Annotated in this window: 20 protein-coding genes; 8 read left to right on the plus strand and 12 right to left on the minus strand. The window is 70.9% G+C overall.

The features are described from left to right. The first annotated feature begins 143 nt into the window (after positions 1-143). Complete coding sequence (locus MVG78_RS11145; protein ID WP_247551479.1) at positions 144-1241, plus strand: DNA topoisomerase IB; 1098 nt, start codon at positions 144-146, stop codon at positions 1239-1241. A gap of 95 nt (positions 1242-1336) precedes the next feature. Here the strand turns inward: MVG78_RS11145 and MVG78_RS11150 are convergent, their stop codons facing one another. The 3 genes from MVG78_RS11150 to rpmE all read right to left on the minus strand — a co-directional run bounded on the left by MVG78_RS11150 (position 1337) and on the right by rpmE (position 3318). Further along, positions 1337-1924, minus strand: a complete 588-nt coding sequence (locus tag MVG78_RS11150; protein ID WP_247551481.1) for a DUF1013 domain-containing protein — start codon at positions 1922-1924, stop codon at positions 1337-1339. A 357-nt stretch (positions 1925-2281) separates the two neighbouring features. Continuing rightward, positions 2282-2764 carry an Hsp20 family protein gene (locus MVG78_RS11155; RefSeq protein ID WP_247551483.1) on the minus strand — a complete coding sequence of 161 codons (483 nt, stop codon included), beginning with the start codon at positions 2762-2764 and terminating at the stop codon, positions 2282-2284. A 323-nt stretch (positions 2765-3087) separates the two neighbouring features. Then, a complete protein-coding gene (gene rpmE / locus MVG78_RS11160) occupies positions 3088-3318 on the minus strand; it encodes a 50S ribosomal protein L31 (RefSeq protein ID WP_247551485.1) in 231 nt (76 codons plus the stop codon). Positions 3319-3543: 225 nt separating this feature from the next. Here rpmE and pdxY point away from each other — a divergent pair, with 225 nt between their 5' ends. Continuing rightward, positions 3544-4392 carry a pyridoxal kinase PdxY gene (gene pdxY, locus MVG78_RS11165; RefSeq protein WP_247551487.1) on the plus strand — a complete coding sequence of 283 codons (849 nt, stop codon included), beginning with the start codon at positions 3544-3546 and terminating at the stop codon, positions 4390-4392. Positions 4393-4460: 68 nt separating this feature from the next. Further along, positions 4461-5786 (plus strand): alpha/beta hydrolase family protein, encoded by a 1326-nt coding sequence (locus tag MVG78_RS11170; protein ID WP_247551489.1) that lies wholly within the window; start codon positions 4461-4463, stop codon positions 5784-5786. Positions 5787-5793: 7 nt separating this feature from the next. Here MVG78_RS11170 and MVG78_RS11175 read toward each other — a convergent pair whose 3' ends face one another. From MVG78_RS11175 to MVG78_RS11210, 8 genes are all read right to left on the minus strand, one after another. Further along, positions 5794-6573 (minus strand): trypsin-like serine peptidase, encoded by a 780-nt coding sequence (locus MVG78_RS11175; RefSeq protein ID WP_247551491.1) that lies wholly within the window; start codon positions 6571-6573, stop codon positions 5794-5796. Positions 6574-6722: 149 nt separating this feature from the next. Beyond that, positions 6723-7514 (minus strand): hypothetical protein, encoded by a 792-nt coding sequence (locus tag MVG78_RS11180; RefSeq protein ID WP_247551493.1) that lies wholly within the window; start codon positions 7512-7514, stop codon positions 6723-6725. Between the two features lie 97 nt (positions 7515-7611). Continuing rightward, positions 7612-8832, minus strand: a complete 1221-nt coding sequence (locus MVG78_RS11185) for a radical SAM/SPASM domain-containing protein (RefSeq protein WP_247551495.1) — start codon at positions 8830-8832, stop codon at positions 7612-7614. Between the two features lie 330 nt (positions 8833-9162). Next, positions 9163-9480 (minus strand): DUF3574 domain-containing protein, encoded by a 318-nt coding sequence (locus tag MVG78_RS11190; RefSeq protein ID WP_247551497.1) that lies wholly within the window; start codon positions 9478-9480, stop codon positions 9163-9165. Between the two features lie 135 nt (positions 9481-9615). Continuing rightward, on the minus strand, positions 9616-9951 hold the full coding sequence (locus tag MVG78_RS11195) for a DMT family transporter (protein WP_247551499.1): 336 nt from the start codon (positions 9949-9951) through the stop codon (positions 9616-9618). Continuing rightward, positions 9948-10979, minus strand: a complete 1032-nt coding sequence (locus MVG78_RS11200) for a glycosyltransferase family 2 protein (RefSeq protein ID WP_247551501.1) — start codon at positions 10977-10979, stop codon at positions 9948-9950. The genes MVG78_RS11195 and MVG78_RS11200 overlap by 4 nt, the downstream gene beginning before the upstream one ends. Before the next feature lie 150 nt (positions 10980-11129). After that, on the minus strand, positions 11130-12530 hold the full coding sequence (locus MVG78_RS11205) for a hypothetical protein (RefSeq protein WP_247551503.1): 1401 nt from the start codon (positions 12528-12530) through the stop codon (positions 11130-11132). 136 nt (positions 12531-12666) lie between these two features. Then, the gene (locus MVG78_RS11210) at positions 12667-13398 is read right to left on the minus strand and encodes a class I SAM-dependent methyltransferase (RefSeq protein WP_247551505.1); all 732 of its coding nucleotides are present in this window, start codon (positions 13396-13398) and stop codon (positions 12667-12669) included. A 229-nt stretch (positions 13399-13627) separates the two neighbouring features. Between MVG78_RS11210 and MVG78_RS11215 the strand changes: the two genes are divergently transcribed. The 5 genes from MVG78_RS11215 (at position 13628) to MVG78_RS11235 (ending at position 18749) form a co-directional block, all read left to right on the plus strand. Further along, positions 13628-15196 (plus strand): hypothetical protein, encoded by a 1569-nt coding sequence (locus MVG78_RS11215; RefSeq protein ID WP_247551507.1) that lies wholly within the window; start codon positions 13628-13630, stop codon positions 15194-15196. Positions 15197-15414: 218 nt separating this feature from the next. After that, on the plus strand, positions 15415-16401 hold the full coding sequence (locus MVG78_RS11220; protein ID WP_247551509.1) for a DMT family transporter: 987 nt from the start codon (positions 15415-15417) through the stop codon (positions 16399-16401). Then, positions 16398-17312 (plus strand): DMT family transporter, encoded by a 915-nt coding sequence (locus tag MVG78_RS11225; RefSeq protein ID WP_247551511.1) that lies wholly within the window; start codon positions 16398-16400, stop codon positions 17310-17312. The genes MVG78_RS11220 and MVG78_RS11225 overlap by 4 nt, the downstream gene beginning before the upstream one ends. After that, positions 17309-18217 carry an MBL fold metallo-hydrolase gene (locus MVG78_RS11230; protein ID WP_247551513.1) on the plus strand — a complete coding sequence of 303 codons (909 nt, stop codon included), beginning with the start codon at positions 17309-17311 and terminating at the stop codon, positions 18215-18217. The genes MVG78_RS11225 and MVG78_RS11230 overlap by 4 nt, the downstream gene beginning before the upstream one ends. Positions 18218-18440: 223 nt before the next feature. Then, positions 18441-18749: a hypothetical protein gene (locus MVG78_RS11235; RefSeq protein ID WP_247551514.1), complete on the plus strand. Its 309-nt coding sequence runs from the start codon at positions 18441-18443 to the stop codon at positions 18747-18749. A 103-nt stretch (positions 18750-18852) separates the two neighbouring features. On the opposite strand, the gene MVG78_RS11240 is transcribed toward MVG78_RS11235, so the two are convergent. Then, on the minus strand, positions 18853-20049 hold the full coding sequence (locus MVG78_RS11240; protein WP_247551516.1) for a pyridoxal phosphate-dependent aminotransferase: 1197 nt from the start codon (positions 20047-20049) through the stop codon (positions 18853-18855). Positions 20050-20153 lie beyond the last annotated feature (104 nt).

Raw genomic sequence — 20153 nt, forward strand, 5'->3', positions numbered from 1 at the left:
GGGGAAGCATCCCGGTCCGGCCATGAGGGAAGGCGGGCACCATTCCGGTGCACCCCTCTTCGAACGCGCCCCCGCTGCCGGGCCGCGCGGGACGCAACCATGCGGGTGGCTGACCGGTTTTCCGGCGTGGAGGACCCGCCCCGATGCCCCTCGATGCCACCCGCCACCCAGGCTCCCATGAGGCGATCCCTGGCACCGCGGCGCCGGAACTGAGGCGGGCCGCCCGGTCGGCCGGGCTGCGCTACGTGACCGACGAAGCGCCGGGGATCACGCGGCGCCGCGCGGGGAGCGGCTTCGCCTACCGCGACCCGGACGGGCATCCCCTGCGCGACAAGGCGGAACTCGCCCGCATCCGCGCGCTCGCCATCCCGCCGGCCTATCGCGACGTCTGGATCTGCCCGCAGGCGAACGGGCATCTGCAGGCCACGGGCCGGGATGAGCGGGGCCGCAAGCAGTACCGCTATCATCCCGGCTGGCGGGAGGCACGGGACGCGGCGAAATACGGGCACATGCTGGAATTCGCCGCCTGCCTGCCGGAAATCCGGAAGCGGGTGGCGGCGGACATGGCCCGCCCGGGGCTGCCGCGGGAAAAGGTGCTGGCCACCGTGGTGCGGCTACTGGAGGAAACGCTGATCCGCGTCGGGAACGAGGACTACGCGGAGCAGAACGGCTCCTATGGCCTGACCACCCTGCGGCGCCGGCATGTCAGGCTGGGCGGCGACGAGATCCGCTTCGACTTCAAGGGCAAGAGCGGCAAGCGCTGGCAGCTCGGGTTGCGGGACCGCCGGATCGCGAAGGTGATCCGGGCCTGCCAGGACCTGCCGGGGCAGGAGCTCTTCGCCTATCGCGACGAGGCCGGGGAGGCGCATGCCATCCGGTCCGAGGATGTGAACGACTACCTCCGGGCGATCACCGGGCGCGACATCACGGCCAAGGATTTCCGCACCTGGGCGGGAACAGTGATGGCGGCGCTGGCCCTGCGGGAATTCGAGCGCTTCGACAGCCAGGCGGCGGGCCGACGCAACATCAGCGCGGCCATCGGACAGGTCGCCAGGCGCCTGGGCAACACGCCGGCCGTATGCCGGAAGTGCTATATCCACCCGGACCTGCTGGAAGGCTATCTCGCCGGCAGGCTGGCGCTGGAGATCCGGGAATCGCAGGAAGAGACCGGCGCGCTGCACCCGGAAGAGGTGGCGGTACTGGCACTGCTGACCCATCTCCGGAGCGGCCGGGCCGCGTAGCAGGGGCCTCCCGTGATCGGCGCCGGCCCGCCGGAAGGCGGTGCCTGACGGCACCAGCCTCCGAAACGAGGGGCTGGAGGACCGGAAGCCGGGCCTCAGTAATTCCCCTCGGCTTCGGCCTCGTCCTCGGCCAGCGGCATCACCACCGGGGGCGTGCCCGGAACGCGGTCGGCGGCGGCGGCCACGGCGGCATTCAGCTCCGACTGGGTGCAGAGGCCCAGGATCACCGGATCGCGCGGCTTGATGTTGGCGGAGTTCGCATGGGTGCGGTCCCGCACCTTGGAGATGGTCTCCTTGGTGGTGGCCAGCAGCTTCTCGATCTGCGTGTCGGTCAGCTCAGGGTGGTTGCGGAGCAGCCACAGGATGCCATCCGGCCGGTCGGTGCGCTTGGAGACGGGGATGTAGCGGGCGCCCTTGCCGCGCTTCTTGGGCACCGGGATCGGGCTGGCCAGCAGCTTCAGCCGGGCCTTCGGATCGGCCTCGCAGCGCACGATCTCGTCGCGCGTCAACTGGCCGTTGGCGACCGGGTCATAGCCCACGATGCCCTGCGCCACCTCGCCATCGGCGATCGCCTGCACCTCCAGCGGATGCATGCCGACGAAATCGGCCACCTGCTCGAAGGTGAGGGAGGTCTTGTCGATCAGCCACACGGCGGTGGCCTTGGGCATCAGGGGGCTGGACATCGGAGCGTAACCTCTGGACAGGGGCCTGGCCCCCGGGGAAGGAGCGTCGGGCAAAGAGCATCAGGGGGCCGCCATGGGAAAGGCCCCGTGAACGGGGTGGACCCATGAAGGGGCCGGGGGCCGCCCGCTGCGGCAGGTCGGCGCCTCCTATAGTGAGAGGCCCGGGCCGGGTCAAAACCCCGGCGAGCCAATCCCGATCAAAAGAGTCGGACAGGCGGAAGAGCCGCCATTCCGCGCCGCCAGGGGCGCCAGGACGAGCCTCCCCGGAAACAGGGAAAAGGGCCGGCGGATCGCTCCGCCAGCCCCATCATCCCAAGGCCCGGAAGAAGCGGACCCAGGGGGCATGCAAGGCCGGGGTCAGGCCGCCTTGGGCTGGCCCTCGCCCGATCTGTTCGCCACTTCCAGGGCGGCACGAGGCGCGGCCGTCCCGATGGCGATGCGGCGGGGCTTCAGCGCCTCGGGCACCTCGCGCTTCAGGGAGACATGCAGGAGGCCGTTCTCCATATCCGCGCCCTGGACCTGGATATGGTCCGCGAGCACGAAACGGCGCTCGAAGGCGCGGCCGGCGATGCCACGATGCAGATAGCGGCGCTGCGTGTCCTCCTGGGCCGCCTTGCCGGACACCACCAGGACATTGTCCTGCGTCGTGATCTCGATGTCGTCGGGGCCGAAGCCTGCCACAGCCATGGTCAGCACATAGGCGTCGTCCGACACGCGCTCGATATTATAGGGCGGATAGGCAGGGCCTTCCGCGGCGGCGCGGGCAGTGTCCACGAGGCGCGCCATGCGGTCGAAGCCGATGGCGGTGCGCAGAAGGGGGGAAAGGTCGAAAGCGTTCACGAGAACCTCCTCAAGCCAAGCAAGGTCCAGTTGCGGGGCGGCATCCGGGCCGGAACACATCCCATCGGGGGCGATGTGCAGGCCGTTGCCGCGCCGGCGACCCCGATCGGGCATCGCTGGCAGCAGGAAGATTGGAAGGGGAAACAGCGTGTTCAAGACCTCTGGCCGCTGGGAAACCGATGGAAGAGCAGGTCCGGCCGGCATGGGGGCCGCCGCCCCGGCGGGGGCGCTCCACAGCGCCGGAAACGCGAAGGGCCCCGCGGGAAAGCCCGCGAGGCCCGGAAAGCGCCCATGCTCCCCCCGGCGTGGCCGGGGAGGGGGGCTCAGTCCTTCTTGCGAACGCCGATGCCGGCGAACTTCTTGTTGAACTTGGCGATCTGCCCGCCCGTGTCGATCACGCGCTGCTGGCCGGTCCAGGCCGGATGGGACTTCGGGTCGATGTCCAGACGCAGCGTGTCGCCTTCCTTGCCCATGCAGGAGCGGGTCTTGAAGGTGCTGCCGTCGGTCATGATGACCGTGATCTCGTGGTAGTCGGGATGGATATCGGGCTTCATCGGGGGTCTCGTATCTGGTGGCCGCCCGATGCCGACCGGGCGCGCGGAAACGCGGCTTCTAGCCGCCACGCCCCGGTGGCGCAACCGTCAAGGGCTCTTGGCCAGGGCTCCTGGCCGCCGCGCCCCGGCCGGATGGCCTTGCCCCCGGCCCGCACCGCGCCCAAACCGGTGCTGCGCCGGTGGATACGCCGGTGGGTGCGATCGTCCCTCCTTGGTGAAGCCGCGATGAACATCCTCTCCATCCAGTCCTGGGTCGCCTATGGCCATGTCGGCAATGCCTCCGCCGTGTTCCCGCTGCAGCGGCTGGGTGCCGAGGTCTGGGCGCTCAACACCGTGCAGTTCTCCAACCACACCGGCTACGGCGCCTGGCGCGGCCAGGTCTTCGGGGCGGAGCTGATCCGCGATCTGGTGGCGGGGATCGAGGAGCGCGGCGTGCTCGGCACCTGCGACGCCGTGCTGTCCGGCTACATGGGCGATGCCGCGATCGGCGAGGCGATCCTGGAGGCGGTGGCGCGGGTGCGGGCGGCCAACCCGCAGGCGGTCTATTGCTGCGACCCGGTGATCGGCGATGTCGGGCGCGGCGTCTTCGTCCGCCCCGGCATCCCGGAATTCATGCGCGACCGGGCCCTGCCCGCCGCCGATATCGTGACCCCCAACCAGTTCGAGCTGGAATGGCTGACCGGGCGCACCGTCGCCACGCTGGCCGAGGCGAAGGAGGCCGTGCGCGCCCTGCAGGAACGCGGGCCGCGCTGCGTGCTGGTGACCTCGTTGCGGGTCGAGGACACGCCCTCCGACGCGATCGAGATGCTGGCGGCGGAGGGCGGGCACTTCTGGCGGGTCCGCACCCCGCTGCTGCCGATCTCGGTCAACGGCGCGGGCGATGCCATCGCCGCGCTCTTCCTGTTCCACCGCCTGCGCTGGGGCGATGTGCGGGTGGCGGTCTCCTCCGCCGCTTCCTCCATCCACGGCCTGCTGCGCCGGACGGCCGAGGCCGGGTCGCGCGAGATCCTGACCGTGGCGGCGCAGGACGAGTTCGTGCGCCCCAGCCAGACCTTCGTGGCGGAGCCCTGCTGAGAGGGGTCCTGGCCGCGCCGGGGCGGTTGATCTAGCCTCCCGCGCCGAACGACGCGGGAGGAAAGCCGGTGCGCAAGAAGACGATCCTGGTCCTGGCCGGCCTGGCGGCGGGCCTGCCCCTGCTGGCGCCCCCGGCCGCGCGGGCCGCCCCCGGCCCTGTCACCTGCCCGGACGGCCTGCCCACCGGCACGGAATGCCGCCGCGGGCGCGACGCCAATGGCGCCTATTACTGGATCGCGGTGCCGAAGGACTGGAACGGCACGCTGGTGGTGCACAGCCATGGCGGCCCCCGCCTCGGCGCGCCGAAGCCGGACGATCCGGTGGAGGACCTCCAGCGCTTCGCCGTCACCGTGTCGGAGGGCTATGCCTGGGCGGGCAGCAGCTATCGCCGCGGCGGCTACGGCGTGCGCATGGCGGCGGAGGATACGGAGAACCTCCGCAAGCTCTTCGTGGCCGAGGTGGCGCAGCCGAAGCGCACCTTCATCCATGGCCAGTCCTGGGGTGGCAATGTCGCGGCCAAGGCGATCGAGCTCTATCCCGGCAGCTATGACGGCGCGCTGCTGACCAGCGGCGTGCTGGCGGGCGGGACGGAGGGCTATGGCTACCGCACCGACCTGCGCGCCGTGTACCAGTACTACTGCCACAACCACCCGAAGCCCGATGAGCCGCAGTATCCGGTCAATATCGGCCTGCCCGCCGGCGAGCGGATGACGGCGAAGGAGCTGGCGGAACGCGTGAATGCCTGCACCGGGGCCGGGAAGCCGGCGGCGGAGCGCAGCCCGGAGCAGGCGCGGAAGCTGGCCGAGATCACCACGGTGACGCGCCTGCCGGAGCGCACGCTGATCGCGCACATGAACTGGGCGACCTTCCTGTTCCGCGACATCGTGGCGGAGCGGCTGGGCGGACGCAGCCCCTTCGGCAACGAGGGCGTGCGCTACACGGGTTCCTCCGACGACGCGGCGCTGAACGCGGGCGTGCCCCGGCTGCGCGCCGATCCGAAGGCCGTGGCGGAACTGGCGGAGGACAGCGACCTGACCGGCAAGGTCACGATCCCGACCCTGACGATGCACGCGATCGACGACCCCACCGCCTTCGTCGAGCATGAGAGCCATTACCGCGCGGTGCGGGAGAAGGCGGGCACGGCGGGGCTGCTGGTGCAGACCTTCACCCGCGAGCATGTGCACAGCAAGCTGCACACGCCGGAATACGCCGCGGCCTTCGCGGCCCTGTCGCGATGGGTCGAGACGAAGCAGGCGCCGGAACCGGCGGCCATCGCGGCCTCCTGCGAAAGCTACCGCAAGGCCTATCCGGAGACCTGCCTCTTCGACCCCGGCTTCCACCTGGCGCCCTATGACAGCCGGGTCTATCCGCGCGACCCGGCCGGGAAGGACTGAACGCGCCTCAGGAAATCAGGCCGAGCCGCGCCCAGTCGTCCAGGATGGCGGCGAAGGCGATGCCCTCGTTGCGGAAATGCGTGCTGTTGCCGTTCGGCTCCGGGATCCAGCCGCCGCTGTGATGCAGGGCGACCAGCGCCCAGCCGTCGTCGAAGACCGGGGAGCCGGAGGAGCCCGGCATGGTGTCGGTCAGGTACTGCACCACCTGCGCGTCGGCATAGGCGACCTCGTTGTCCACCAGCCCGATCTGCTTGGGCTGGCCGCCCGGGTGCTGGATGATGTTCACGCGCATGCCGACCGAGGCAACGCTGCGGTACGGCGGCACGAAGCCGAACTGCATCCCCGGATCGCCCTGCACGCCGACCAGCGTGTAGTCCAGCGCCTCGCTCGTCACGAAGAGGACGTCCGGCGCGCACTGATAATAGGTGCTGGCCATGAGCTGGCCGGAGGCGTCGGTCTCATAGTTGAAGCGCAGCACGGTCTGGCGCGCGTGATCGGCGCTCGGGATCACATGGTTGTTCGTCAGCAGCAGGTTGGGCGCGATCAGGAAGCCGGTGCCGAGGCCGAGGCCGGTCACGATCACCTGCGTGACACAGCGCGCCCGCCGCGTCCCCAGCTCCAGGAAGGAGATGGGCCGCAGGTTGTTGTCGCCGATCAGCACCTCCTTCTGCGAGAAGGCTTCCTTCTGGCTGCAGACGCGGTGCACCGCCAGCGCCTCCCGCGTCGCACGGGTGTTGTCCTCCTGGCCGCGCCACTGGAAGCCGGGGCCCTCGATCGCCTGGAACATCGTCCTCTCCGCTTTGTCCTCGTCGCTCCCGCCGGGGAGGGACCGGGGCGGCCTCCACGCGCCATGGCGCATCCCTGCCGTCCCGGTCCCTTGTTCCGGCGGCAGCCCCACCCGGTCGCTCCAGGCGGTGCCGCCTCGCCGCTCCCGCCCTAGGTGCCGCTTTCCGAACCCCGCGTTCCGCCGGAAGCCGCGGCGAGCTGCTGGATCTGCTGGTCCAGCGCCTCGCTCTCATTGACCAGGAGGTCCGCCAGAGCGCGCAGGCCCCGTGCGACATCGGCGATCGTGGCCGCGGCGGGCACCGTCACGGTGAAGCCCCCCTGGACGCTCCCCTGGACGCCCCCCTGGGTCGATTCCTGCCGGCCCAGCATGCCGCCCAGGCCGCGTTGCCCGGCCGTGGCGACGGCCACCACCACCGTGCTGGCGGCCCTGCCGAGATCGGAGCCGATGCTGCCACGCTGCCCGGCGCTGGCGGCGACGATGACGACGGTGCTGGCGGCCCTGCCGAGATCGGAGCCGATGCTGCCACGCTGCCCGGCGCTGGCGGCGACGATGACGACGCTGCTGGCGGCCCTGCCGAGATCGGAGCCGATGCTGCCGCGTTGCCCGGCACTGGCGGCGACGACGACGACGGTGCTGGCGGCATTGCCCGCCTGGCTGGCGATGCTGCCGCGCTGCCCGGCCGTGGCGATGGCCACCACCACCGTGCTGGCGGCCAGGCCGCCCAGGAAGCGGCTGCCTTCCGTCAGGTCCAGCGAAGGCTGGATCTGCTGCTGGAAGTCGGGGCTGTTCACATCGACCCCGTTCTTCTCCAGCAGTTCCAGCGTATCCGCCAGGAAGCGCGCGCGCGCGGTCGGCGATTGCAGCAGGCGCTGCTCCAGCGCCTCGAAATTGCCCGGGTCGGAGGATGAGGAGCCCGGGCCGGTACTGCCTGTGTCGGACATGGATGTCTGCTCCGGATTGGACGTTCTGGATGGGTCACGGCAGGGGCCCGGGCCTCGGCGGAGGCACCATGCCCCGGCTGCCGTGAGGTGCGAGTCCTCAGGCGATGCTGACCGAGCGGAGGGTGTCGAGGATGACACGCTCCCCGGCCGCATCGCCCTTCTGCGCCCGCACCGCGGCGAGAAGCTGGGTGATCCGCTCGCATTCCAGCCGCTCCATCACCGCCAGGATGCGGTCGGCCAGGACCGGGTCGCGGAACAGGCGGTGGCAGAGGTGGCACGGGCCCACCGCCTGCGACGGATCGGGCAGGTCGCGCGCCAGATCGGCATCGGCCTCCCGCAGCAGGCGGTAGAGTTCCGCGAAATTCTGGCTCTTCATCACCCGCAGCAGCAGGGAGCCCTCGGCGCGGTCCCAGACCTCGGACAGCGTGTCGCGATACACGTTGCCGAGGCTGAGCTTCGGCATTTCCCGGTTGTAGACCGAGCAGCAGGGATAGACCTCGCCATCCCAGAAGACCGTGATGTCGTGGTAGATCCGCTTGTAGCAACTGCCGAAGCCGGGGCTCTGCGGGACATGGCCATAGCTCGCCGGCGTGACGGAGATGTTGCGCTGCCCCATGCGCCCGACATCGGGCAGCACCACGCGGTTGACGACATCGATGTCCGGCTGCCCCGCATATTCGGGGAAGATCTGCTCCAGCCGCATCGTGTCGTCATAGAAACTGGAGCAGAGGCAGACATGCACGCCGCATTCGCGGGCCGCGTCGATGGCATTGCGCACATATTGCAGCGGCACCCAGTTCTCGTGGCTCGGGTCGTGCGTGGCGGTGAAGACATCGACGCCATGGGCGGCGAGGTCGCGCAGAACGCGCCGCGCCTCCCCCATGTCCTTCGCCCAGTAGCAGGAGGAGATCATGGAGAAGGGCAGGCCGTGCTTCTGCATGCGCGCCGTGATGCGCATGACCTCGTCGTAGAAAATCAGCGCCTCGCCGCCGGTGAAGCCGCATTGCGCGAAGATGCCGAGTTCGGCGGCCTGATCCACCAGGTCCAGCGCCAGCGCCTCGTCCATGGTCTCGCTGCGCTTCGGCGAGCAGCCATAGCAGCAGTAGTCACAGGCCAGCGGGCATTTCATCGTGTAGTTGAGGATCAGGATGTTGAAGAGATCCGGTTCCGGTGTGAAGCCGGTCATGCGGGCGATGTCCGTATCGACCTGCTGGCGGCGCAGGGAGCGCGGCGCCATGGCCAGGCGGGGCCGCAGGAGCCTTTCGGGGCGCGTCACCCGGGCATCGAGGGCGGGAATGCGGTGGCAGGGGCTCGACATGGCTGGGGTCCTGTCTGTTGCTGACCTGGCGGAAGGCAAAGAGATCTCGTCAGCGGACCGGCGGGAAATTTCTTCCGACGGAGCGCATTTGTTCTGAATAAATTGTAATAATTTTCCGTTTTTACTGTGACACATCATCCATTTGAATGATAAATCACGGTTCCCGCTGGATATTTACTATGTGATTTCGATATTGGAACGTTATCACGATCGGTTGATGATTGAGGAACTTCACACAGTCTCAACCGATCCTGGCAGGGCCGCCGTGCCCGGGAACACAGTGGCGCCGCGCCCGGGCCGTGATGCGCGCCACCCGGTTGGAAAGGCGGCTCAGAAGCCGATGCAGGCGGGACGAAGGACGCGCAGCACGGATTCCTGCCGGAAACGCCGCCGGTAGGCTTCGGCGAGGGGTTCCAGCCGCGACGCGGCCTCGGCCGGGCCGGCGCCGGGCAGGGCGAGGATCAGCAGCTTCGATGCCTCGCGCTCCGCATGCCCATCCGCGCCACGCCACTGGCCCATGGCATCCAGCACCGTCAGCCCGTCCGGGAAGCGCGGCGTGACCTCGGCGGCCAGAAAGGCATCCCAGGCGCCCTCGCCGACCACCTGCGCGCCATCCCGGTTCCGGCCGAAGAAGAGTTCCGCCACCATGCCCTGCCGCAGCCCGTCCGGGCAGTCCGCCTGCGAGATGGCGGGGGTGCGGCACAGGCGGAAAGCGCCACCGCCGCGGCCAACGCGGACAGAACGCGCCCGCCGCGCACGGTCTCATCGGCGGGGCGGGCCATGTCAGGCCACGGCCAGCAGGGCGACCCCGGCGCAGATCAGCCCCAGCGCCGCCACCTTGGCCGGGCCCAGCATCTCGCCGAAGGCGAAATGCCCGATCGCCGCGACCGCGACATAGGAAACGGCGGTGCAGGGCAGTGCCACGCTCATCGGCAGCTTGCGCAGCGCCACGATGTAGAGCAGCGCCGCGCCGCCATAGGCACCAAGGCCGATGATGGTCTGCCAGCGGAAAAGCTGGGTGAGGAAGCCGCCCTCGCCCAGCGTGCCGGCCTTGAGCAGGACCTGGCCGAACAGCGAGGTGCTGATCGCCGCGGCCAGCGCGATCCAGGAAGGCATCATCGGACTTCGGCACCGTCCCTTTGCACGGCCGCCGCGACGGCCTCGTGGGGCGCCATCTCCGGCCTCGCCCGCAGCTCCTCGCGCACCACGCCCTGCGGCTTGCCGTTGGCGGACAGGAAGGCGCGGCCGACATACTCGCCCAGCACGCCCAGGATGACGAACTGCACGCCCGCGATCAGCAGCGTGACCACCATCAGCGAGGGCCAGCCGGAGGGCATGCCATGCACGAAGGTCTCCAGCACCACCCAGGCGGCGCCGAGCATCCCCAGGCAGCCCATGCCGATGCCGGCGAGCCCGGCCATGCGCAGCGGCTTCACCGAGAAGGAGGTGGCGAGGTTCAGCCAGAGCCGGACCAGCCGGCGCAGCGTGTAGTTGGAACGGCCCTCGGCGCGGGCGAGGTGGCGGACCTCGATGGAATCGATCCGCTGTGTCACCTGCATGATCAGCCCATCGATATAGGGATAGGGGCCGGTGTAGCGGGTGATGTTCTCCACCACGAGGGCGGACATGCAGCGGAAGGAGGAGAGGTAGAGGCCGGGCGGCTTGTCCAGCAGGCTGTCGGCCACCCTGTTGGCGAAGCGGGAGCCGATGTTGCGCCAGGCATCGTGCTTCTTCTCCGCATAGCGCGTGTACACCACGTCCCAGCCGCCGAGCCGGGCATGGTCGTAGAGCCGGACGACCTCCTCCGGCGGGTTCTGCAGGTCGTCATCCATGGTGATGACATAGCTGCCGCGGGTGCGGCGCAGCCCGCTCATGACCGCGTTGTGCTCGCCGAAGTTCCGGGCATGCTCGACATAGGTGACGGGCACCGTGGCGGTCTCGATCAGGCGCCGGCAGACATCGCCGGAATTGTCCGGACTGCCGTCATTGACCAGCACGATCTCGATGCCCCCGGCGGGGCGCAGGGCGGAGAGGGCCTCCACCAGCCGGCCGACCGTGGCCGCGCCGCGATAGACGGGAACGACGATGCTGAGGCCGTGGAACCCGTCCAGGGCCGGTGCGGCCGGTGCGGAGGGCAGGGGGAACATGGCGTGGTCGTCCTTCTCGCCGGCCGCGCACGGCCTGGGATGGCGGCCGGGGGCAGGCTGCCAGGGTGGATGATGGCGTTCTCTTTAGGCCAAAAAATGACCGATGGGCCCCGGAATTGCGACAGGTCGTCCGAAAGGTGCAACGTTTCCTCATCCGGAGGGGATGACCGCCATCCGGGGATGCAGGGTCCGGCGGCCGCGAGACCCTTCCTCGTCCAGGAGCTCGATCTCCAGCAGCCCGGGCACCGGTGGGAGCGGACAGTCCAGGTGCCAGCCGGCGGCGACGCGCCCATACTCCTCGAAGGCACCTGCCAGATCCGGGCGCGGGCCCGCCACATCGGCCTCGCCGAGCAGGTCCCCGCCGTGACGCAGGCGAAGCCGGGTGATGGGCGGGTCCGCCAGCACGAAGCCGCGCAGCACCAGCCGCTCCCGCTCCGGATAGGCGGCCATGTGCACGCCGAGGCGGAGGGGCAGCCGCCCGGCGGGGCGCCGTGCCGGCATGGGCCTCCCGGCACGGCGCCGGTGCGCCCGCGCCAGGCTTTCCAGCAGCCGCGCCATGCGGAGGGCGTGGCATGGCGCGCGGCCGCCGACGGCCTCCTCCAGGAACCGGTCCACCGCCTCGCCATCCTTCCGGGCCCGGCCGAGCGCCCCGAGCACGGCCTCCGGTTCCAGCGAGGCGGACAGGCCGGGAATTCCCCCGAAGGCATCGAGGGCGTCGTCCAGCGGCAGCGAGACCAGAGGCTTGCCCAGGGCCAGGGCCTCCAGCCCCAGCGTGGAATAATTGGTCAGCACCGCCGAGCAGGCCGCCAGGGCGGGGATCGGGTCCTCCCCATCGACCAGCGCCTGCAAAGCCGGGTCGCGTGGCAACCGGCCCTCGGGGCGGTAGAGGCCGGGGCGGGCAGGATGGTCGCGCACCAGCACGGGGCATCCCAGCCGCGCCTCCAACTCGGTCAGCAGCCGGTTCACCGCCTCCACGGCGGTGGGGCGCGCGTCGGCGACATAGAGCAGGAAGCCCCGGTCGCTGCTGGGCTGCTCCGCCAGCCGGTCCAGCTTCGGCAGGCCCGCCACCCGCGCGCGGGCGCGCAGCCAGGGCGCCAGCCGGCCCAGGTCGCGCGGGCCGAAGGCCAGGAAGGCGTCGCAGGTGTCGTGCCGGTTCATCTCCTCCCAGCGCTGCACCAGCCCATGCTGCACGCCGATCCAGAGGGGCGGGCGCGGCAGGCGGCCCCGCAGATCCTCCCGGAGCCGGGCGAAGGGCAGGGTGTTCACCGCCAGCACCAGGGCGCCGGGGCGGAAGGCTTCGATCTCCGCCGCGATCTCCTCCAGAAAGCCGGGCGAGCGGGCATGGGCGGCATATTCCGCCACGGTCCCGGCGGGATGCTCCAGGATGCGGTGCGTGCCTTCCGCCCAGCCGGCGAATCGGTCACGCGAGGCATCGCCCGGCAAGGGGTAGAGCAGGCTGCGGCAGGCATGGCCTCCGGCGCGCAGCACCGCCATGGCCGGGGCGAGGTTGTCGAGCGCCCGGAAGGTGCTGCCCAGAAAGAGGAATCTCAAGCCTGTCCCCACCATGGCGGCCCGTGCAGCACGGTGTCCCGGAAGGGATCGGATGCGGGCCGTGGGGTGATATCAACCACCGCGTGTGGTGCCGGGGCAAGCGCCACGATGGCACCCCGCCCCGGAGCGCGGATGGTCAGGGCCGCGCGGCCATCGCCAGCACGGAACCCCCGGCGGGAAAGCGCGCCCCGGCGGCGAGCAGACGGCGCTCGGCCCGGTCCACCGCCGTCAGCGTGGCGTCGAGCCAGGGCGGGAAGGGCGCCACATCGCTGGGGGCATCCTCGCCCCGCGACAGCAGCTTCCGCTGCGCCACCATCAGCGGCAGCAGGAGGCTGTTCCAGTACCGGGTCTCGATGCGGCCGAAGCCCGCCCCGGCCAGCAGGCGGCGGGCGGCGGGCGCGGTGTAGCGGCGGGCGTTGTGGACCCGCGTGTCATGGGCCGAGCGCAGCCATTCGAAGGCCGGCAAATTCAGGATCAGGCGGCCCCCCGGCGCCAGGACGCGGTGGAACTCGGACAGCGCCAGGGCTTCGGTCACGCCCCGGTGGCAGAGCACGTCCACCGACACCACGGCATCGAAGCTGCCATCGGCGAAAGGCAGGCGGTTGACGTCGCCGCAGGCCACGGTGGCGCCGGACTTGGCGGCGGCCCGCCGCGCGGCGCCATCGTCATATTCCAGGCCGGTGCGCCGCAGCCCGGGCATCGTGCCCTCCAGCCGGCGCAGGAAACCGCCGGTGCCGCAGCCGGCATCCAGCACGCGCGCCCCGGGCGGCAGGGTGGCGAGGGCATGGGCGAGCCGCGCATGGATGGCGCGGTACCACCACATGCCTTCCTCGGCCTCGTCCATCAGCGTGTATTCGGCGGGCTCCACGGGGCGGATTATTCGCCGCGGCCGCGGCCGCCACAAGGCGCTGCCGCCTCGCCACCGCCGTATTCGTCTGCCAGAATCCTCCCGCCGATGTGACCGCCCCTGCTTCCTGCCTCGCCGGACGATGAAACCGCCTCCACACCAGACCGGCCCGGCCACACCGGGCCACCCCCTGGGCCACCCCTTGGGCCCCGTGCCAGCCTCCGCCAAGGCCCAGGCTCTGATGCCAGCCATGGCCAGGACCATGGCTGGCGCCATCGCCGAGGCTCCGGCCGCCGCGCGGCTGCGGGCGAGGCTGCTGGGCCTGGCCATACACCTGCCGGCCCTGCTCTTCCTGCTCATGGTGTTGTCACCGCCCCTGAACCACGACGTGGCGGCGGTGCTGAATTTCTCCGAGCGCTGGTTCGCCGGGGAACGGCTCTACATCGACCTGATCGACGTCAACCCGCCGCTGATCTTCTCGCTGAACCTGATCCCGGCGGCGATCGCGGCCTGGACTCCGCTGGACGGGGTGCAGGCGCTGCAACTCTGTCTTCTCGTCCTGGCCGGGCTGAGCGTCCGGCTCTGCCTGCGGCTGCGCGAAGGGCGGGCCGAGGGTGCGGTGGAGGCGGCGGTGCTGACGGGGCTGCTGCCGCTGGCGGTGCTGGTGGTCGGCTACGACTTCGGGCAGCGGGAGGTGCTGATGGGCACGGTGGCGCTGCCCTATGCCCTGCTGGCCGTGCGCCGGATGGAGGGGCAGCGCACCGGGCGCGGGCTCTGGCTCGGCACCACGCTGCTCGCCGCCCTGGGCTTCGCGCTGAAGCCGCATTTCCTGGCCGTTCCCCTGCTGGTTGAGGCGCTGGTGCTGCTGCGGCGCGGGCCGCGCCGTGCCCTGCGCGACCCGGCGCCCTGGGCGATGGCCGCCGTCTGGCTGGCCTACCTCGCCGCCATCCCGCTGATCTTCCCCGCCTATCTCGGCTATGTCGTGCCGCTGGTCTGGCAGTACTACCTCGATCTCGGCGGGCAGAGCGCCTGGGCGGTGCTGCTGACCCCGAACCTCGCCGTCGCGGCGGCGCTGCTGCTGGTGCTGGTGCCGCTCTCCTTCCGCGCCACGGCGGGCGGCCTCGCACGGGTGCTGGCGGCGGCCGCGCTCGGCGCCTTCCTCTCCGCCTGGGTGCAGCACAAGGGTTGGACCTATCACGTCGCCCCGGTGCTGATGCTGGGCGGCGTGCTGGCCGGGCTGCTGGCCGCCCGCGCAGCGGATTCCGTCCTGCCCCTGGCCACGGCGCGGCGGGCGGCGCCCGGGCTGGCGCTGCTGGCCACGGCGGGGCTCGCGCTCTTCGCGCTGCGCGGCGGCGAGGCGCCTTTCCGCGAGATCGGCTTCGAGGACAGCAAAGCCGGGCGGCTGACCGCCTGGCTGAAGCAGCAGGCTTATGGCGAGCGGCTGCTGATCATCAGCCCGGACATCTACCCGGTCTATCCGGCGCTGAACTACGCGCATGTGCAGTCCACGCTGCGCACCATGAACATGTGGCTGCTGCAGGGCGTGTACCGGACCTGCCCGGAGAACGGCGAACGCTACCGCCAGCCCTGGGAGATGAGCCGGGCGGAGTTCTTCGTCTACCGCACCGTGGCGGAGGATTTCGCCAAGGCGCCCCCGGCCGCGGTGCTGATCGACCGCAATCCGGGCATCCCCTGGTGCGGCCGGGAGTTCGACTTCGCGGAATACTTCTCCCGCCACCCGCTCTTCGCCGCGACCTGGCGGCACTATCACCAGGAAGGGGAGATCGAGGGCTACCGTCTCTATGTCCGGGACAACTGAGGAAGGCCAGGCGCGCTGCCTCGATCCCGGGCAGGTGCGTGCTGCACCGCCGCATGGAGCGGCATGGCAAGGTGCGCCAGGACACAGTGCGACTCTTTTCGGCGATTCGCGGGGCAGATCAGCGTCTCCCGCACATGCCTCGCGGCACGAACTCGTCCTACAAATGACAACCCTGACGGAAGACACCGGCCGGACGTGCCGGGAACGGGGAGCGAATCGTGTCCAGCACCGAGGCCATTGCGCCGAAGCTCGTCGATGATGCCGTTCGGGGGATCGGCTTCGTCGCCCTGAGCTACCTCGTCTTCTCCCTGTCGGATGCCTCGATGAAATGGGCCCTGCCGGAACTCGGCACTGCCGGGGCGATGCTCTGGCGCGGCCTGTTCGGCACGCTCGCCGTGGGGCTCATGGCCGGGGTCCACCGGCCGGGCGGGCTGGGGCGGGTCTGGCCCACGAACGGGCGGCTGATCTTCTGGCGGGGCCTGCTGAACGTCGCGGCCACAGCCCTCTACTACGTCGCCTGGCGGCATGGCCTCGCCCTGGGCGACACCTATGCGGTGGCCGCCACCGCGCCGCTGATGCTGACCCTGCTCGCCATCCCCATGCTGGGGGAGACGGTGGGCTGGCGGCGCTGGACCAGCACGGGCATCGGTTTCCTCGGCGTGCTGTTCATGTTCCAGCCGGGCGGCGCCCTCTGGGGGCTGAACACCGTGCTGATCCTGGTGGCGGTCGCGATGCTGGCGATGACGCGCATCTGGACCCGCATCCTGGCCCGCACCGACAAGCCGACCACCATCACCTTCTGGCTGATGTTCGCGCAGTTGCCGGCGGGGCTGCTGATGCTGCCCTTCTTCCCGCTGCCGGAGGAATGGCCCTCCCTCTTCGCCCTCGTGCTGGTGGCGATGTGCGGCCTGGGGCACGGGCTGGCGCATTACCTGCTGGCCCGGGGCTACGCGATCGCGCCGGTCGCGACACTGGCGCCGCTGGAATACTCGCCCATCATCTGGGGCACCGCCCTGGGCTTCCTCATCTGGGGCGACATGCCCGCCTGGACCACCTTCGCCGGTGCCGGCGTGGTGGTCTGTGCCGGCCTGTACAACCTGCACCGGGAACGCATCCGGGCCCGCGAGAAGCGCCAAGGGGAGGCCAAAGGGGAAGCCGAGGGCGCCACCGCGCCGGCGCGCCTGACGGCGAGGACGGCGGCATGAGGCACGACCTGCGGCGTGGCGCCCTGCTGATCGTCTCGGCCGGGCTGATCTGGCAGTTGATGAACGCCCTGGTGAAGCAGCTCGGGACCACCATCCCGGTTCCCGAGCTGATGTTCTTCCGCAACCTCTTCTCCCTGCCGATGGTGCTGCTGATCGCCTCGCGCGGCACGATCACGCTGCGCACGCGGCGCTTCGGTGGGCATGTGATCCGGGCCAGCACCGGGCTGATGGCGATGAGCCTGTCCTTCCTGGCGGTGAGCGCGCTGCCGCTCGCGGAGCAGCAGGTGCTGGGCTACACGCAGCCGCTCTTCATCACCATCCTGGCCATCCCCTTCCTGGGGGAGCAACCCGACCGCCGGCGCTGGATGGCGGTGCTGGTGGGCTTCCTGGGCGTGATGACCGTCGCGCTGGGCCAGGGCGGGCTGGGCGGCGGCAGCGCGCCGGGCTGGGCCTATGCCGCGGCGGTGACGCAGGGGCTGATCTCCGCCCTCACGACGCTGCAGATCCGCCAGCTCTCCGCCACCGAGAGCAGCTCCACCATCACGCTCTGGCAGGCCATCCTGATGACGGCGATCATGACCTGCGCACTGCCCTTCGTCTGGGTGACGCCGACATGGGGGCAGTTCGGCCTGCTGATCCTGCTCGGCACGCTGGGCGGGCTGGCACAGGTGCTGCAGACGGAGGCCTTCGCTTCCGCCCAGGTCTCGGCGCTCGGCCCCTATACCTATTGCGGGCTGATCTGGGCGACGATCATCGGCTGGACCGTCTTCGGCGACGCGCCGTCGCTGGTGATGATCCTGGGCGCGCTTCTCATCGTGGGGGCGGGCCTCGCCATCCTGCCGGGCCGTGCGCGGCCCGAGCCGGTGGCCCAGCCCCGCACCAAGCCCCGCCCGGCGGTGGCGGGCGAATGAGCATCCCCTTCCTCACCGGCGACGGCCTGCCGCCCGGCGAGGCGCGGGAGGAGGTGGCCGGCGATGCATCGGCCGGGCTTCCGCCCGTCCGGCGCCTCCTCTGCGGCAATCCCGGTCCGCTCACCTTCCGCGGCACCAACACCTGGCTGATCGGGCGGGGCGAGGTCACGCTGCTCGACCCGGGGCCGGAGGACACGGCGCATCGCGAGGCCATCCTGCGCGCCACGCGGGGCGAGCGGATCGCCCGCATCCTGGTCTCGCACACGCATCTGGACCATTCGGGCGGCGCCCCCGCCCTGGCCGCCGCGACCGGCGCGCCGGTGCTGGCCTGGGGCGCGCATCCCACCCCGCCGGAGGCCGGGGGGATGGGGGCGGATCATGGCTTCCGCCCGGATGTCCTGCTGGCCGATGGCGAGGCGGTGGAGGGCGAGGGCTGGCGCCTGCGCGCCCTGCACACGCCGGGGCATTGCGCCAACCATCTCTGCTTCGTGACGGAGGGGGAGGGGCTGCTCTTCAGCGGCGACCTCGCCATGTCCTGGTCCACCAGCGTCGTCTCCCCGCCCGATGGCGACATGGCGGACTACATGCGCTCCCTGGCCCGGATCGCGGGGCGGGACGACCGGCTGATGCTGCCCGGCCACGGCCCCGTCCTGCCCCGGCCCGCCTCCTTTCTCGCCGCCCTGGCCCGCCACCGGGAGGCCCGCGAGGCGAAGGTGCTGGCGGCGCTGCGCGCGGCGGAGGGTGTGGTTCGGGCCGAGGATCTGGTCCCGCCGGTCTATGGGCCGGCCCTGGACCCGCGCCTCGTGGGCGGCGCGGCGCGCAGCCTGCTCGCCCATCTGCTGAAGCTGTCGGCGGAAGGGCGGGCGCGGCGGGAGGAAGACGGCTTCCGTGCCTCGCCCGGGTGACTGGCCGGCGGCAGGAAAGGACTTGCCGCCGGGAAGGGAGCCGGTGACATTCCGGCGAATCGGTGCCGTCGCCATTTCCCGCGGCGGCGCCTGCGGCTAGAGCGGGGGGCGCAAGCCCCGCTCCGCTTGCCGGGACAGATCGCGGCGGCTCCCCTTGGAATCGCCGCGGCCCGATCGAAACTACCGGAAGCGGCAAGGCGCTGCCGGAGGCAAGGAACCAGCCATGTTCACGCTTGAGATCGGCGGCAAGCCGGTTGCCATCACCGATGCGGGGGAAGACGAAGCCCGCGAGATCTTCGAGGGCAAGGAATTCCGCGACGATCTTCTGGACCTGGAGGGCGAGGACGGCCCCCTCTGGGACGGCGAGGCCGCGCTGAACTGGCGCCCCGCCACCGAGGAGGAGATCGCCGAGTTCCGCCAGGTGGAACTGGAGGAAGAGGACGAGGAGGACGAGGAGGATGACGGCCCGGTCATCATGTTCCTCGTGCCGCTGGTCGAGGATGACGAGGACGAGGAATACGAGGAGGACTGAGCGCCTCCTTTCCCGCTTCGCGGGGCGGGGCGTGGCCTCGCGGTCACGCCCTCTCCAACCCGTGCCCGGCCCGGGCTGACGCCTTCCGGCCGGCTCCGGTGCCTCAGCGGCGGCTGAAGAACCCCTCCAGCCGCGCCATCGCCTCGCGCGCCAGTTCGGGCGAGATGGCGAAGCACAGGCGCAAGCAGCCCTGGCCCGCCGGGCCGAAGGCGGTGCCGGGCGCCACGCCCACCTTGGCCTCCCGCAGCACCCGCTTGGCGAGGTCGAGGGCGCTCTTCTCCCCCTCCACCGAGAAGAACAGGTAGAAGGCCCCCTCCGGCACGCTCAGCGTCACGCCGGGCAGGCGGGACAGGCCGTCCACGAAGATCTGGCGGCTTTCGGCGCAGCGGCCGACCATCTTGCGGATGAAGCCGTCGCCCTGTTCCAGCGCCACGATCGCCGCGTGCTGCACGAAGGTGGGGATCGAGGTGGTGTTGTACTGGTTCAGCTTGGCGAAGGTGGCGTCGAGCCCCTCCGGATAGACCACCCAGCCGGCGCGCCAGCCGGTCATCGCCCAGTTCTTGCTGAAGGTGTTGGTCACCAGCAGCCGGTCGTCGGGCCGCGCGATCTCCAGGAAGGAGGGCGCGATGGCATTGCCGTAGGTGAAGTGGTTGTACACCTCGTCGGAGAGAATCCAGATCTTCCGCTCCCGGACGAAGGCCAGCAGCCTTTCCATATCCGCGCGCGGCATCACCCAGCCCGTGGGGTTGGAGGGCGAGTTGATGACGATGACCTTCGTGCGCTCCGTCACCGCCGCGAAGAGGTCCTCCAGCGACAGGGTGAAGCCGCCATCGGCCTTGCGGCGATAGGCGACCGGCACGGGCACGCCGCCGCAGATGCGCGCCGCCTCCAGCAGGTTCGGCCAGGCGGGGGAGGGGTGGATGACCTCGTCGCCCGGCTCCAGCACCGCCTGGAAGGCCTGCATCACCGCGTTCATGCCGCCTGAGGTCACGGAGAAGCGCGAGGGCGCGACCTCCACCCCCCAGTGGCGGCGGTGGTAGTCGGAGAGCGCCTGGCGCAGCCGGGGCAGGCCGAGGGAATAGGTGTAGCGGGTATGGCCCTCGCGCAGCGCCTGCACCACCGCCTCGGTCACGAAATCCGGGGTGGGGAGGTCGCCCTCGCCGATCCAGAGCTTGATGACGGCGGGGTCCTCGCGGGCGAGGTCGGCCACCTCGGCGATCTGGCTGCTGCCCAGGCTGCGGACGCGGTCGGGCAGTGTCTCGTTCAGGTCGTTCACGGCATCGGAAAGGGCGGCGCTCATAGGACCTCATGCGCGGGCGGCGTCGGAAGGGAGCGATTATCGCGTGCCGGACCGGGGATGGCCACAGCGGCGGCGCCGGATTGCGGCCGGACAGCCATGCGGGG

The organism is Roseomonas gilardii subsp. gilardii (assembly GCF_023078375.1).
GTDB lineage: Bacteria > Pseudomonadota > Alphaproteobacteria > Acetobacterales > Acetobacteraceae > Roseomonas > Roseomonas gilardii.